Origin of the sequence: Amycolatopsis speibonae (genome assembly GCF_042647925.1) — a bacterium.
Classification (GTDB): Bacteria; Actinomycetota; Actinomycetes; order Mycobacteriales; family Pseudonocardiaceae; genus Amycolatopsis; species Amycolatopsis speibonae.
Genome location: NZ_JBHRWK010000048.1, coordinates 1 through 13,484 on the forward strand (window position 1 = coordinate 1; position 13,484 = coordinate 13,484).

Genomic DNA, 13,484 nt, shown 5'->3' on the forward strand with positions numbered 1-13,484 from the left:
CTTGAACTCAGGAGTAAACGACCGACGCTTCCTCGACACGAAAACCCTCTCTTCCGAATGAAAACCCTAGTGGGTTCGCTATCCGGAAGATCCGGGGCCCCTCACCTGCTCATCAGCGGTACCGCGTTCGCGGGGTGGCACCCGAATACGCCAGAAAGGGGCCACTGAGTTGAGTTCGAGCTGGTCAGATGTGATGCGGGTGTGGCGGGGTGTGATCTTTAAGCTGGTGCGGTTGAGGTCGGTGAGCGTACTGGGGCGGCAAGTTGACGGCGATCGATCGGACCGCGTACCCGCGGTTCAAGCGTGTGGTGTCGTCGAAAGAGCTGGCGGAGGCGTTCACGCCCTCTGAGGGGGAGGTGGCGTGGGCCAGGTCGAAGGTGCGGTCCGAGGCGCCTGACCAGGTGGTGGCGTTGCTGGTGTGGCTGAAAGCGCACGCGCGGTTGGGGTATTTCCCGAAGCTGGACGCGGTGCCGCAGCTGGTGGTGGAGCATGTCGCGGCCGCGATCGGCGCTGACGCGGATGTGGTGGCGCGGGTGGCGGCGGTCCGGACGGCGAAGCGGTACCGGGAGTACGTGCGGGAGTTCCTCGGGGTGCGGTACGAGTCGGCGATCGTGCGGAAGATCGCCGAGGAGGCTGTCCGGGAGGCGGTGACGAAGAAGGACAACCCGGCGGATCTGATCAACGTGGCGCTGGACGAGCTGGTCCGCCAGGGCTGCGAGCTGCCGGGCTATACGACGCTGGACGCGATGGTGGCGAGCATCCGCACGGAGGTCAACGGCGGGTTGCAGGCCACCGCCTACGGGCGGATGGCGTGGGAGTCCCGCGGCCGGTTGGAGCGGCTGCTGGTGGTGGATCCGGCGACGCGGCGCAGCGAGTTCGACCGGCTGAAGGATCCGGCGCCGGCGGCGACGGTGTCGAAGTTCCGGGCCCGGCTGGCACGGTTGCAGGTGCTGGACGCGATCGGCCCGACCGAGGACTGGCTGGCCGGTGTCACGGCCGCGAAGATCGCCCATTTCGCCGGTGAGGCCCGGGTCGCCGATGCCGACGACATGCGCAAGACCGGTGAGGCGAAACGGTTCACGCTGCTGGCCTGCCTGGTGCATCAGGCAAGGATCGAGACCCGCGATGACGTGGTGACGATGTTCTGCAAGCGGATCGCGGCGGTGCACAAACGCGGCAAGGACAAGCTCGACGAGCTGCGGGAAGCACACCGGGGAGAAACCGAGCGGCTGATCGGCGTGCTGGGCAAGGTGGTCGCCGGCGCCCGCGACGCCACCACGGTGACCGCAACAGGGCAGGGTCGTCCGGCGGGGGTGGCACGCCGACAGCAGCAGCTGGGGCAGTCGGTGCTGCACACCCTCGAGGGCGAGGGCGGAATCGAGGAGGTCGCCGCCGCTTTGGAGGCGGTGACGGCCTATCACGGCAACAACTATCTGCCGCTGCTGGAACGGTTCTACCTGCCGCACCGGCCGACCCTGTTCGACATGGCCGCCTCGCTGGAGCTGGTGGCCACCAGCGCGGACCGGGACGTGCTCGACGCACTCGATTTCGTGCGGGAAGCGCGGGACCGTCGCGCCGAATGGATCCCCGACGTGCTGCACGTGGAGCGGGACGGCGCGACGGTGACGGTGCGGGCCCAGGTGGAGAACTTCGCGTCACACGCGTGGCGAAAAGTGTTGCGGGACAAGCACAAGCCGGGGATGGTGGCGCGCCGGCATCTGGAGGTGTGCGTGTTCTCCCACCTCGCGGCGGAGCTGCGGTCCGGGGGCATCGCCGTGGTGGGCGCGGACTCCTACGCCGACTTCACCGCGCAGCTGCTGCCGTGGGAGGACTGCGAGCCACGCTTGGCGGAGTTCTGCGAGCAGGCCGGGATCCCCGCCGACCCGGATGAGCTGGTGGCGCATTTCCGGGAGCAGCTGGCGGATGCCGCCGAGACGACGGACGCGGGGTTCGAGGCGAACACCGACCTGCGGATCGTGGACGGCCGCCCGGTGCTCACCCCGCGCCGCGGCGGTGAACGCAGCGCCTCGGCGATCGCGCTCGAGCAGGCGATTCACCAGCGGCTGCCGGAGCGGAGCCTGCTCGACATCCTGACCCGCGCCGCGTACCTGACCGGCTGGCACCGTCACCTCGGGCCCGTGTCGGGGTCGGATCCGAAGATCCGCGGTGACCGGATGGGCCGCTATGTGCTCACCGCCTACGCCTACGGCACCAACCTCGGTGCCACCGAGGTCGCCCGGCACATGCGCGGCACCGTCTCGGCGCACGAGATCTTCACCGCGGGAAACAAGCACTCCACGGCAGGCAAGGTCGCGAAGTGCTCCACCGACGTGATCAACGCTTTCGCCGAGCTGGATGTCGCGGGGGTGTGGGGTGACGGGAAGGTCGTGGCGGTGGACGGCTCGCAGATCGACACGTGGGAGAACAATCTGCTGGCCGAGACCCACATCCGGTACGGGGGCTACGGCGGGATCGCCTACCGGCACGTGTCCAACACCTACATCGCGCTCTTTTCCCGATTTGTGCCCTGTGGCACGTGGGAGGCGATCCATATCGTCGACGGGCTGCTGAACAACGATTCCACGATCGACCCTGACACCATTCATGCCGATACGCAAGGCCAGTCACTGCCGGTTTTCGGTCTCGCGGCGTTGCTGGGATTCGACCTGCTGCCCCGTATTCGGAACTGGGCGGATCTGAACTTCTACCGGCCTGACGAGGCGGCCGGTTACAGCCACATCGACAGTCTCTTCGGTGACGACGTCATCGACTGGGAGCTGATCACCCGCCACTGGCAGGACCTGATGCGCACCACGATCTCCATCCGCGAGGGAGCCGTCTCGTCGGTGACGCTGCTGCGGCGCCTGGGCAACCATTCCCGCAAGAACCGGCTCTACCGCGCGTTCCGTGAACTCGGGCGGGCTATCCGCACGATTACGCTGCTGCGATTTCTGAACGATCCGCAGCTGCGGGAGCAGATCACCGCGATCACCAATAAGGCTGAAGGGTTCCACAAGTTCTCCGACTGGATCATGATCGGCGGAATCCTGGGGCACAACGACCCGGACGTGCACGAACGGATCGTGAAATTCAACGAGCTGGCGGCCAACTGCGCCATTTACTCGTCCGCGCTGGACATCACCGACGCGGCGAACACGCTGGCCGCCGAAGGGCACCCGGTCGACTTCGACGACCTGGCCACGGTGACACCGTACCTGACCCACACCATCCGCCGCATGGGCGACCTGGTGCTTGACCTCGCCGAACCCGAGCAACCGCAGACCCGTCTCGATCTCGAACCCAAGGTGCTCTTTCGCGCCGGCGCCTGACACTGGCAACGTTGCCCAACTCGGGGGCCGGTCAGCGTGTCGCACCAGGAACTTCGGTGGGGCGACCTCGCTCGCGAGCCGTGTCGAATCGTCCGCGTTCGGTGGATTGACCAGGCTGGAGGGGTCGGGGCACGGTCAGATGGCAGTGTTTGTTGACCTTCGAGGGGACTGTTGCGCGACGTGACCGCCTTCACCACCCCGCCCGTGGCGGCGGGCGACCCCCTGATGCCGACTGTGCAGCGGTTTCCGGTCAACCTCGGCGCGCGGCCGCTGAGCGACGAGGAACCGAGTGCGGCCCGGCCGTTCATCCTGCGCGGCGTGGTCGCGCGTCAGGTCCAGCCGCTGGAGAAGGCGGCGCAGGCGAAGCACCGCACGACGGCCCACGACACGTTGCATGCCCGGACCTGCAACCAGGACGGGAAGATGATCGACGATTCCTACACCACCCCGGATGACTGACCGGCGGGACCTGCTGGTCCTGGTGCTGGGCATTCAGGAGGAATGGGCCGCGGCCGAGGTCGGGAAGGAACTCGACGCCCGTGGCGTGGCCTGGATTCCGCTGAACGTGGCCGACTTCCCGCTCACGATGACGCTCGGAGCGGAGCTGACTTCCGATGTCGACCGCTGGCGCGGGTCAGTCCGCAGCGTCGAGCACGAGCTGCCGTTGCACGAGGTCACCGCGGTGTTCTACGGGCGGCCGACCGAATTCGTCATGCCGCCGGGCTTGTCGGGGCCGGAGCTGCGGTTCAGCCGGGCACAGGCCCGGGTCGGGCTCGGCGGCGTGCTGGCCAGCCTCCCGGCCCGGTGGGTGTCGCACCCCTCGGCGCTGGCGGACGCGGCATACAAGCCGTGGCAGCTCAGCTTGCTCAAGCGGGCCGGCCTGGCGGTGCCGCCGACCCTGGTCACCAACGACCCGGACGCCGTGCGTGGCTTCGCTGCGGCGTTCGGGGACGTGATCGTGAAGCCGTTGGCCGAGTCGGTCGTGTACGAGTCGGGTGGCGAAGCCCTGGTCTACACCCGACGCGTCGCCCCGGACCAGCTGGAATCCCTCGACGGTGTCGAGCTGACCGCGCACTTGTTCCAGCAGTGGCAGCCCAAGCGGTTCGAGGCCCGCGTCACCGCGGTCGGGGACCGGCTGTTCCCGGTCGCGATCCACGCTGGCAGTGAGAAGGCACAGGTAGACTGGCGCACCGACTACGACGCCCTGGGGTATGAGGTCATTGAGGTTCCCGACCGGGTCCGGGCCGGGATCGCCCGGTACCTGGAGCTGGCCGGGCTGGCGTTCAGCGCGTTCGACTTCGTCATCAGCCCGGATGATGGGGCGTGGACCTGCCTTGAGGCGAATGCCATCGGGGCGTGGGGCTGGATCGCAGAAGAATGCGGTCTGCCGATCGCCGCGGCGATCGCGGACGAACTGACCAAGGAGTAGCAGCGTGGACGTCCTGGACACCGCACCCTGGGAAACACGGGCGACCGCGCTCGCCACCGAACTCGACACCGAGCTGGCCGCCGCGGGTGTCGTTCTCGACCCGGCGTGGCGGCAGGCGTTCGCCGCGACGCCGCGCCACCGGTTCGTCCTGCAGATCCTCGACGGCGGCGCGGTGCTCGGGCACGGGGACCCGGGCTGGCTGGACGCGGTCTACGCCAACGAGTCCCTTGCTACCCAGACCCGGATCTCGGACGCCTCCGGGCGTCCTGTTCCCACTTCGTCGTCGAGCAAGCCGACGGTCATGGCGAGGATGCTGGAACGGCTCGCCGTCCAGCCTGGGCATCGGGTGCTGGAGATCGGCACCGGCACCGGCTACAACGCCGCCCTGCTCGCGCACCGGCTCGGCGAGACGGCCGTCTGCTCGATCGACCTCGACCCCGACCTGGTCGACTCCGCCCGCGTACACCTGGCCGAGATCGGCCTGCACCCGCAGCTGGCGGCCGGGAACGGCGCGGCGGGCTGGCCCGGCGGTGGCCCCTTCGACCGGATCATCGCCACCTGCGCCGTCACCGCCATCCCACCGGCCTGGATCGACCAGCTCGCCGACGGCGGCCGGATCGTCGCCCCGCTGGACGCTGGCAGCGCCGGGCCGCTGCTCGTGCTCGACAAAACCGCAGACGACGAGGTCACCGGCATCATCGATCCCTACCCGGTGCTGTTCATGCCGATGCGCGCCATCGTCGACAACCCCTACGGTCCAGGCCAGGAACCAGGGGCCGCGGCGATCGGGATGCCGCACTACGGCACCACCACCCTGGACCCGGCCGCGCTGCTGGCGCGGCCCGAGCTGGAACTGTTCCTGTGGCTGCATGCCCCCGGCCTGCAACTCGGCGGCGGCACCAAACATGGTGTGGTGGTCGCCGAACGGGGAGCCGTCCGCGCCGAGGCCGACCTGAAGCCGCTCGCTGATGGCACCTGGGCCGTGCGACAGCACGGCCCCTACCGGCTGTGGGACACCCTTGAGCACGCCGTCGCCGCGTTCGACGCGCTCGACCACCCGGACGCCTCCCGGCTCGGCGTCTCGGCCCTCAACGTCGCGGGCAAGCAGTACGTCTGGCTCGACGACCCCGACAGCGACCACTGCTGGCCCCTGATCAGCTGACCAGGCACCTGCCCCGGTCGTGTGGTGGCCATATCCGCCCGAGCGGGCGATGCTGGTGGGTATGGGTTCCGTACATGAGCTGCGCCAGGCCGGGGCGGTGGTCTGGCGCGCCGCGATCGGCCTGGGAATCGGGGATGACGACACGATAAGCGGGGTCGGCGAGGAAACTGACCATGCCACCGAGCAGGCCGCGAGGGCTTGGGTTACGCGGGAGCTGCCGCGGGCCGAGCTCCCGGACTGGGTTGCTCGGCGCCCGCACGGCGTCGCCGGCGCATTCCTGTACGGCAGCATCACCCGCGGCCACCTCACCCCCGACAAGCCGGAGCCGTCCTGGGAACCCGACGACGACGCACCGACGTGGGACGCCGACCTGGTCGACGGCACCGTGCGCTGGCACCAGGGCGACTGAGCGGAGGTGGATGTCGTGGAGCACTCGTCGCGGTCGGAGATCCTCGGCCTGCTGTACGCGACGACCAGCTTCTACTCCAAGGCCGGGCGCCTGGTCCTGGCCCTGACGGATGCGCCGCTCACCACCGATGACCGTGACCTCGTGCTGGACCGGCTTCAGCGGGTTCGGGCGGCCGCGGAATGGGCCGAGCACGCGGTGACCACGGGCGACACGACCATGCCGCCGCCCGCTGCGGCCGTGCTGAAGCGCCGGTACCGCCGGCGGGGACGAACCGCCTGAGCCCGGGTCAGGCCGCAGTGGTCACGATCGTTGGCCACGCGTGCACCACGTTGCCCGGCTCGTCGCACCAGATTTCCTGCGCGGAGCGGGTCACGGTCAGCCCGAAGCGGGTTTGCTCGGGCTTCTGCCGGTTCACCCACCAGCGGTAGGCGGCTTTGGCTTCGTCCCGGCCCGTTGGGCACATTGGAACGAAAAGTAGCGCTAAGCCCTGGATCCTCAGGCCACGCGCGGTGGGAGCGGGATCAGACGGCCTCACCGAGGCTGATGGCCATGTCATCCAACCGGGCGTACAGCGTCTGCCGTCCGTCGGCCTCGACCGTGCCCAAGCGGATGGGGCTGGCCGCTCGGTAGAGGCGACCGCCGGCCGGGCTGCCGTCTCGGTTCGTGCTCTGCGGAGGCGGCGGGAACTTCGGCGAGATCCCGGTGAATCCGGCCGGTGCCAGGGTCGTGAAGCTGAATGGGCCTGGTGTGTCGGCGCACCGCTCGAAGGCGGCTTTGAAACTGGGCAGCAGCCGCGCGGTGAGATCGCCGCCGGGGGCCGTCGGCGCCGACAGGATGCTGGTCGGGGTGGGATCGGTGTCCGGCAACGAGATCCTGATCTTGCCGAACATCGGATGCGCGGCCTCGAACGTGAGGTCCAGGACCTGGAGTCGGACGTAGTCCGCCCCGCCGATCAGGACCTTGAACACGACACTGCCGACGAAGTTCAATTTCGGCATGGGCGGCGGCATGCTCACCACGAGGGTCGCGCCGAACGCGTTGCAGCTGCACTTGATCGTCTGGCCGAGCGCCGGCAGCGATCGCGCGTTCTCGGGCGAGGGCGGAGCGAACGTACTGGCGGCGTCTAGAAGAGGATCGCCTACGGCCGCCGCGGCGACCGCGGCACCGGCGAGTCCAGTCTTCTTGACAAAGCTGCCCTGCCGGTCCTCGATCGGAGGCAGGAACCCCTCGGACGTATCTAGCATCGCTACTCCCTCGGCTACCGGGTCTGTGGTCATCAGTCGAGTCGATGCGCGGGGGGCTTCGGCTCGTTCGTCGTATCTCCGCATCTGCTACCACGGACTTTCTCGCCCGCCGGGCTCGAGGCAAAGCAAGCCGGGCACGGTCCCACCCGAACGAGCGAACCTCGACCGGGCCTTCGCGCAGCTCCCGGAACGTAGAGAACACCTGGATGTCGGCGCGGTCGCCGCGTAGTTGCGGTCGTGCGGGTCGGTGAACGGTCACGGTCCTCGAACGCGTTGGGGTCGGAGGTGCCGAGGAAGGCGAAATAGCCGCGCAGCCGGGAGGCGTAGATGCGGCGGCTGCCGTCGGAGAGGTCCGCGGCCGCCAACGTTGCGGTGTACGTGGTTGAGTAGCAGCGGTACCGCCGTTGGCGATAAGCCACGATCGGCAGGTCAGCGGCGGAAGACGTTGCCGTAAGCGCCGGTGTTGACTGTCGTTGCGAGGTCGAGCAGGGCGTCGATCCCGGCTTCGTCGCACTGGCCGACCACGTCGAGGACTGGGGGACGCGGTGGGCTGGTCGGGCGTCGCCAGCGGAAGGAACCGTCAGGGTCAACTTGACGATCTGCATTCTCATAAATGTTCAGTTGTGCGAGTTCTGAGAACCGCCCGCTCGGCGGCGAGGATCCCCAGGTCGCGATTCGCAGAACCCTTCGCAGAACGATAGGGTTGTGAGAACACCTTTCTGAGAGGAATTGGGGATGCAGCTGAGCCCGGACGAGGCCGCCGCGGCGGTCGAGCGGAACCCGTGCCCGAAGTGCGAGGTGCCCGCCGGGAGCGTGTGCCGGACGCGGGCGGGCAAGGTCGCCGCGAAGTACCACACCGCCCGGTTCATCCTCGTACCCGCGCTGCGCGAGGACCTGGCTGTCACCGTTCCCGCCGACCGCCGCCCCGGCTCGGCCTGGACCCCCGGCCCCAAGATCCCGGACGAGACCGCCGGGCAGCCCGGTGACCCGATCCGGATCGGGTACGCGCGCTGCTCCACCACCGGGCAGGACCTCGACGTCCAGCTCGCCGCCCTGCGCAAGGCCCAGTGCCGCACCGTGTTCTCCGAGAAGATCTCCAGCCGGGTCAAGCAGCGTCCCGAGTTCGAGAAAGCCCTCGCCCTGGCCCGCCAGATCAAGCAGGCCGCCCCGCACCAGCCGGTGATCTTCACCGTGCACGAGTACAAGCGGCCCGCGCGCAACTCCGCCGAGCTGATGGCCCTGGCCGCGGACCTGGAGACCGCCGGGATCCAGCTCGAACTGCTCACCGGGCCCCTGGTCGGGATCTACGACCCCCGAGGCGCCGGGTCGATGCTGTTCGCGGTGCTCGCCAACTCCGCCCAGCTCGACCGCAACTACATCCGCGAGAAGACCCTCGAGGGCCAGGCAGCGGCGGCGGCCAAGGGCCACCACGGCGGCCGGCCCAAAGTTATCGACGACGACATGCTCACCTTCGCCCAGGCGTTGCGGGACAAGGGAACCCCGATGCCCGAGATCGTGAAGAAGCTGACCATCAAAACCGGCAAGAACACCGGCCAGCACCCGTCAGTCGCCTCGCTCTACCGCGCGCTCGCCGATCAGGCGACGGCGTGACCGCGCCGGGCTGGTGGCTGCTCGCGGCGATCCCGGCCGCGTTCGCCGCCGGGATCGCGTGGTCGGCGTGGAGGCGGAAGCAGGGACGCAGCGCGGAGGAGACCGCACAGGGTGCCGTGATCCGGGACCTGTGGGACCTGGCCCGGACAGTCCCGACCAGGACGCTCTTCCGCGACCCCGATACTGGGCACTGGCTCGGTGTGGACCGTCACCACACCATGCTTGAGATCGTCGTCAGCGACCTCGAGTTCACCGACCCTGCCGCCGACCTCGTCCCGGACGCGATCGTCACCAGTTACCACCTCGGCAGCGTGTGGCGGCCCATGCCGCCCCCGATCATGCGGATGCACCACCCGCTCAACGACACCGACACCGCCCGAACCTGGGAAGAAGCCGGCGAGATGCTGGACTTCAACGAGCGCACCGGCGCGATGGACTCCACCGCCGAAGAACTCGCCGATCTGCACGCCCAGCTGGAACGCGCGCTGCGCGCCTGACCAGCAGCGACTCAGCTCAGTGGCCCCTTTCTGGCGTATTCGGGTGGCACCCCTTCGCCGGTCACCTGGAGTACAAGGGTCCCTACAACACCCCTGACGAATGCGTCCACGCTTTGCGCGAGCTGCCTCCGGACCCCACTGTGGACGGTGTCGAGTGCATCCCCATCAACGGCGCGCACTACATCGAAATTTCGCATACGAACTGAGCGCCGCCCTCGGTCGTGAGTGGCGATTCGGGTGAGAGCCAACAGTGTCTTAGGTACCCACAGTCTGGCGGTTTCGCGTGATTGGAGGGGCAACACACGTGACTGGGTGGGCGACTCGCGATGAGACCCCAGACCGCGGCGTGTCGCCCGTCCAATCACGCGTATCGCCCACCCAGTCACGCGAAGCACCGACTCGATCCAGGTGGTCGTGAGTGGCGATTCGGGTTAGAGCCCGAATCGCCCCTCACGACCCTTCCTGGACGGTCTCGCTTCGCCGAAAGCATGGGTGAGCCGCCAGCACCAGCGCGAGGAAGGTGATCGCGACCCCGACGAAGGTGGCGAAAGACGGCCGCGGGCCTGGCGTGAGGGTGTCCAGCAGGACAGCCCCGAGCAGTTGGCCGGCCATACTGGCGAGCCCGAACACCAGGACGCCGATGCGCCGGACGACGATCGTGGCCACCGCGATGACCCCCACCCCGATCACCCCGACCAGGTAAGGTCGCCGGCCACGGCGACCTGGCGACCGCTCTGACTAGCCCGTTCAACCGGGACTGAAGCGCCAAGCCGACTCCGGCTGTCACCACCCCCGCCACCGGTACGACACCTCGACCGCGCCGAGCCGTCGGACCCGTCTCCACCGATTCATCAAGCCCCGTCACTGACCCGACAGTATCGGCATGCCGGATTGCGTGTCGAATCTGGCGGTCTTGCCGAATTCTTCACCTGAATGGCGGAGAAACGCGCGATTACCGGGTTTCGAATCGGGTCACCTCACTGAGGCGCGGGTGGCCCTGTGTTCGGTGGTGGCACTGACGGAACCGGCGTCGGTCTGGACGTAGACGAAGCTGTCGCCGTTGGGGTCGAGGTACATGTCGAAATGGAGGGTGCCGCCGATGTTGAAGGTTCCGGAGCAGTCCGAGGCGACGGAGTAGGTGCCGGTGAAGGTGTTGTGAGAGCTGGGGGTTCCGTTGAAGTTCGTGCTGGACACTCCCTTGAGGTGCCCGGCGCCGTCGAACTGCTCGGAGCCGGCGAAGGCCAACGGGACCGTGCCGGTACCGCTGATCGACCAGCCGTCACCCGCGAACAGATACGTGCCTTTGAGAGTGGACAAACCACAGGGTGGCGCCGACGCCGTGCTGGCGGTGGCGGAGCTGACGAGGGCGCCGGTGGTCCCCGCCAGCAGGGCGGCGGCCAGGATCATGGAACGGCGCGGGAAACGGATTCGATTCGACATGAACTCTCCCCAATTCACAGAGAACCTTTGTGGATGGTTATTCGGTCTTGAGTGCCGGCCGATGGTATTGATGGTTCATCGTCGATGGTCGCCGCGGGCAGAGTCCAAAGTCCCGAAATCGCGCGTTCGGTGACGATGCTTTCAGATGGCGGATATGTTCGATAATTTCCGTAATTCCGCATCGGTGCGTGCCGGTGTTTTCCGGGAGACCGCGTCGATGCGAATCAGGTATCAGGTCGTCACCGCGGTCACGCGGATTTCAGCACGTCGATCTCGCAGCCCGGAAGGGAAGGATCGAAGCCGTGCTCGACGAGCCAGCGGATCGCCAGCAGGCTGCGCATCGACCACCACGCGCGGATCAAGTCGAGGTCGACGTCCGAGCCGTAGCCCGCGACGACGTCGGCGAGGTGTTCTCCGTGCCCGAGCGTCAAAGTGGCGAGGTCGAAGAGGGCATCACCCCGGGCGGCCTCGGACCAGTCGATCACGCCGGTGATCTCGTCGCCGTCGACGAACACGTGGGCGACCTGCAAGTCGCCGTGGACGAACACCGGCTTCCACGGCCGAAGCACGGTCTCGGCGATTCGCCGGTTGCGCTCGACCAGGTCAACGGGGAGGGCGCCGGTGGTGACGAGCCACTCGCATTCGGCGCCGAGACGCGATGCGAAATCGGCGGCACTCCGGCCGGCCCGCGGCGGCAAGGGCGCGTCGTGCAGCATCCGGACGGCGGCTCCGGCAGCGGCCCATGCCGACGGCGACGCGGTCGATGCCTCGCCGAGGCGGCCGAGTGCTCTCCCTGGCAAGGCGGCGAGCGCGAGCACGGGCGGCTTTCGCCACAGGATCTGGGGAGTCGGGATCGGCGCCATGGCCATCGCCTCGACCTCGACGTCGGTGCGGTTCTGATCAGCGTCGATCTTCAGGAACACGTCGCCGACGCGCAGGGTCGCGCAATCGCGATGGGCGACGACGACCCTGACTTCCTCCACGCCGGCCATTGTCATGGACGAAGGCCGGCGATGTCGCTGGATTTACCGCGAGGACGGTCTGCAACTCCGCGATCACCGTGGCCGGTTCGGGACGACGTGCGATCTCGGCGGCGACGTCTTGGGCTCGTCGGCGGTACTCGCCGTTCTCGAGTGCTTCAACACTGCCGAAGTGATCTCCGCAGCCGAGGCGACCGTGATCGCCGTGCCCGACGCGGCCGCACGGGCGGCGTTGATGGGCTGGTCGGCGCCTTGGGGCCAGAGCACCATCGGGAGACCGTGTGCGAGAGTGCCGACAACCGTGCCGACACCTCCGGCGCCCACCACCAGATCGACCCGTTCGAGCAACTGAGCCAGCGGGACGAAGGGCACGTAGCGCACATTCGCCGAGACGAGTCGGACTGTCTCACTCGCAGTGGGCTGCCTCAGGGACGAGCCGAGCGTGTGCGGTCGCGGTGGACTCCGCAGGTGACCATCGTGAGGTCCGCCAGCATGGCGACGTGCGGATTTGGGACGAATTCGAGAAGGCCCACGACCAGTGGCGGCAGCTCGGCGAGCCCGGCTGGGACCGCTTCGGCCTCACGGTGACGCCCGATGGAACGCACCTGATCCGGCTTGACGATCCAGGTGGCACGCAGCGCTGGTACCTGACGTCGAACCGTCAGACGTGACTTCCCCGGTGGCGTCCGTAAGGCTCCGCGCCGAGAAGCGTGACACGGACGGCGTCGCCACTGGGCACGCGATACTCCCGCCGGTCGCCCGGTTTCGCGCCGTGCAGTGCGCGGCCGAGCGGGGAATCGGGCGAGTAGACCTCGAGAGCGCCGTGGCCCGCTTCGTCGCGCGTGCCGAGCAGGAAGGTCTCGGTGCCGCCGTCGTCGTACTCGACGGTGAGCACCATGCCGGGCTCGGCGATCCCGTCGTCGGGCGGGTCCTCGCCGACGACGGCGCCGCGCAGAAGGTCCTCGATCTGCCGGATCCTCGACTGCCTGTGGGCGTTGAGCGCGATTTCGTCGTCGCCGCCGAACCGGTCGTCGGCGGTGGGGCGACGCAAGGCCGCGAGCTCCCACACCAGGCGCGCGTGCGCTTCCGGGGTCAGCCAAGGGCCTGACGAGACGATGGTCATGGTGATGATCGCCTTTCGGTCGATACGTCTGTGAGGGCCGGGCGCGGAAAGACCCGGCCCCCACAGACCTTCGGTGAGTCCCGCGTCGGTCAGCGGGGCTCTGGTTTGCGGAGCGGTCGCCGGAAGGCGCCCGCGTCGGTGGCGAATCCGATGGCGGCCTTCAGCAGGAGATCTTTCTCCGTACGCAGCAAAGCGTTCTCGGCGCGGAGCCGGTCCACTTCGGACTGTGTGGTCTCGTCTTCCGGGGGCATCGTCATCCG

Annotated in this window: 17 protein-coding genes; 9 read left to right on the forward strand and 8 right to left on the reverse strand. The window is 68.3% G+C overall.

Annotated features, from left to right (window positions below):
* The first annotated feature begins 263 nt into the window (after window positions 1–263).
* The 6 genes from ACFOSH_RS28300 to ACFOSH_RS28325 all read left to right on the forward strand — a co-directional run bounded on the left by ACFOSH_RS28300 (window position 264) and on the right by ACFOSH_RS28325 (window position 6,608).
* On the forward strand, window positions 264–3,329 hold the full coding sequence (locus ACFOSH_RS28300) for a Tn3 family transposase (RefSeq protein ID WP_378242115.1): 3,066 nt from the start codon (window positions 264–266) through the stop codon (window positions 3,327–3,329).
* 180 nt (window positions 3,330–3,509) lie between these two features.
* Window positions 3,510–3,788, forward strand: a complete 279-nt coding sequence (locus tag ACFOSH_RS28305) for a hypothetical protein (RefSeq protein WP_378242116.1) — start codon at window positions 3,510–3,512, stop codon at window positions 3,786–3,788.
* Window positions 3,781–4,758 carry a hypothetical protein gene (locus tag ACFOSH_RS28310; RefSeq protein WP_378242117.1) on the forward strand — a complete coding sequence of 326 codons (978 nt, stop codon included), beginning with the start codon at window positions 3,781–3,783 and terminating at the stop codon, window positions 4,756–4,758. Before ACFOSH_RS28305 ends, ACFOSH_RS28310 begins: the two co-directional genes overlap by 8 nt.
* A 4-nt stretch (window positions 4,759–4,762) precedes the next feature.
* A complete protein-coding gene (locus ACFOSH_RS28315) occupies window positions 4,763–5,920 on the forward strand; it encodes a methyltransferase domain-containing protein (protein ID WP_378242118.1) in 1,158 nt (385 codons plus the stop codon).
* A gap of 61 nt (window positions 5,921–5,981) precedes the next feature.
* On the forward strand, window positions 5,982–6,329 hold the full coding sequence (locus ACFOSH_RS28320) for a hypothetical protein (RefSeq protein ID WP_378242119.1): 348 nt from the start codon (window positions 5,982–5,984) through the stop codon (window positions 6,327–6,329).
* 15 nt (window positions 6,330–6,344) lie between these two features.
* A complete protein-coding gene (locus ACFOSH_RS28325) occupies window positions 6,345–6,608 on the forward strand; it encodes a DUF6192 family protein (RefSeq protein WP_378242120.1) in 264 nt (87 codons plus the stop codon).
* Between the two features lie 7 nt (window positions 6,609–6,615).
* On the opposite strand, the gene ACFOSH_RS28330 is transcribed toward ACFOSH_RS28325, so the two are convergent.
* A complete protein-coding gene (locus ACFOSH_RS28330) occupies window positions 6,616–6,744 on the reverse strand; it encodes a hypothetical protein (protein WP_378242121.1) in 129 nt (42 codons plus the stop codon).
* A 106-nt stretch (window positions 6,745–6,850) separates the two neighbouring features.
* Window positions 6,851–7,573: a hypothetical protein gene (locus ACFOSH_RS28335; protein ID WP_378242122.1), complete on the reverse strand. Its 723-nt coding sequence runs from the start codon at window positions 7,571–7,573 to the stop codon at window positions 6,851–6,853.
* Window positions 7,574–8,308: 735 nt separating this feature from the next.
* Between ACFOSH_RS28335 and ACFOSH_RS28340 the strand changes: the two genes are divergently transcribed.
* Both ACFOSH_RS28340 and ACFOSH_RS28345 read left to right on the forward strand, forming a co-directional pair.
* Entirely contained in the window at window positions 8,309–9,184 is an 876-nt protein-coding gene (locus ACFOSH_RS28340) for a recombinase family protein (protein WP_378242123.1), read from the forward strand.
* Window positions 9,181–9,681 carry a hypothetical protein gene (locus tag ACFOSH_RS28345; protein WP_378242124.1) on the forward strand — a complete coding sequence of 167 codons (501 nt, stop codon included), beginning with the start codon at window positions 9,181–9,183 and terminating at the stop codon, window positions 9,679–9,681. Before ACFOSH_RS28340 ends, ACFOSH_RS28345 begins: the two co-directional genes overlap by 4 nt.
* A gap of 450 nt (window positions 9,682–10,131) precedes the next feature.
* On the opposite strand, the gene ACFOSH_RS28350 is transcribed toward ACFOSH_RS28345, so the two are convergent.
* From ACFOSH_RS28350 to ACFOSH_RS28365, 4 genes are all read right to left on the reverse strand, one after another.
* On the reverse strand, window positions 10,132–10,371 hold the full coding sequence (locus tag ACFOSH_RS28350) for a hypothetical protein (RefSeq protein ID WP_378242125.1): 240 nt from the start codon (window positions 10,369–10,371) through the stop codon (window positions 10,132–10,134).
* Window positions 10,372–10,653: 282 nt separating this feature from the next.
* On the reverse strand, window positions 10,654–11,121 hold the full coding sequence (locus ACFOSH_RS28355) for a hypothetical protein (RefSeq protein WP_378242126.1): 468 nt from the start codon (window positions 11,119–11,121) through the stop codon (window positions 10,654–10,656).
* Between the two features lie 248 nt (window positions 11,122–11,369).
* Window positions 11,370–12,113: a phosphotransferase family protein gene (locus tag ACFOSH_RS28360; RefSeq protein ID WP_378242151.1), complete on the reverse strand. Its 744-nt coding sequence runs from the start codon at window positions 12,111–12,113 to the stop codon at window positions 11,370–11,372.
* 63 nt (window positions 12,114–12,176) lie between these two features.
* Window positions 12,177–12,620: a nucleotide disphospho-sugar-binding domain-containing protein gene (locus ACFOSH_RS28365; RefSeq protein ID WP_378242152.1), complete on the reverse strand. Its 444-nt coding sequence runs from the start codon at window positions 12,618–12,620 to the stop codon at window positions 12,177–12,179.
* Between ACFOSH_RS28365 and ACFOSH_RS28370 the strand changes: the two genes are divergently transcribed.
* A complete protein-coding gene (locus ACFOSH_RS28370) occupies window positions 12,602–12,772 on the forward strand; it encodes a hypothetical protein (protein ID WP_378242127.1) in 171 nt (56 codons plus the stop codon). The genes ACFOSH_RS28365 and ACFOSH_RS28370 overlap by 19 nt on opposite strands.
* Here ACFOSH_RS28370 and ACFOSH_RS28375 read toward each other — a convergent pair.
* A complete protein-coding gene (locus ACFOSH_RS28375; protein WP_378242128.1) occupies window positions 12,763–13,224 on the reverse strand; it encodes a GreA/GreB family elongation factor in 462 nt (153 codons plus the stop codon). The genes ACFOSH_RS28370 and ACFOSH_RS28375 overlap by 10 nt on opposite strands.
* Window positions 13,225–13,313: 89 nt before the next feature.
* The gene (locus ACFOSH_RS28380; RefSeq protein WP_378242129.1) at window positions 13,314–13,481 is read right to left on the reverse strand and encodes a hypothetical protein; all 168 of its coding nucleotides are present in this window, start codon (window positions 13,479–13,481) and stop codon (window positions 13,314–13,316) included.
* Window positions 13,482–13,484 lie beyond the last annotated feature (3 nt).

Bases quoted from the DNA above. Each gene is read 5' to 3' on its own strand.
- ACFOSH_RS28310 (WP_378242117.1), top strand. From the start codon at position 3,781: ATGACTGACCGGCGGGACCTGCTGGTCCTGGTGCTGGGCATTCAGGAG.
- ACFOSH_RS28320 (WP_378242119.1), top strand. From the start codon at position 5,982: ATGGGTTCCGTACATGAGCTGCGCCAGGCCGGGGCGGTGGTCTGGCGC.
- ACFOSH_RS28335 (WP_378242122.1), bottom strand. From the start codon at position 7,573: ATGCTAGATACGTCCGAGGGGTTCCTGCCTCCGATCGAGGACCGGCAG.
- ACFOSH_RS28340 (WP_378242123.1), top strand. From the start codon at position 8,309: ATGCAGCTGAGCCCGGACGAGGCCGCCGCGGCGGTCGAGCGGAACCCG.
- ACFOSH_RS28355 (WP_378242126.1), bottom strand. From the start codon at position 11,121: ATGTCGAATCGAATCCGTTTCCCGCGCCGTTCCATGATCCTGGCCGCC.
- ACFOSH_RS28360 (WP_378242151.1), bottom strand. From the start codon at position 12,113: ATGGCCGGCGTGGAGGAAGTCAGGGTCGTCGTCGCCCATCGCGATTGC.
- ACFOSH_RS28375 (WP_378242128.1), bottom strand. From the start codon at position 13,224: ATGACCATCGTCTCGTCAGGCCCTTGGCTGACCCCGGAAGCGCACGCG.
- ACFOSH_RS28380 (WP_378242129.1), bottom strand. From the start codon at position 13,481: ATGACGATGCCCCCGGAAGACGAGACCACACAGTCCGAAGTGGACCGG.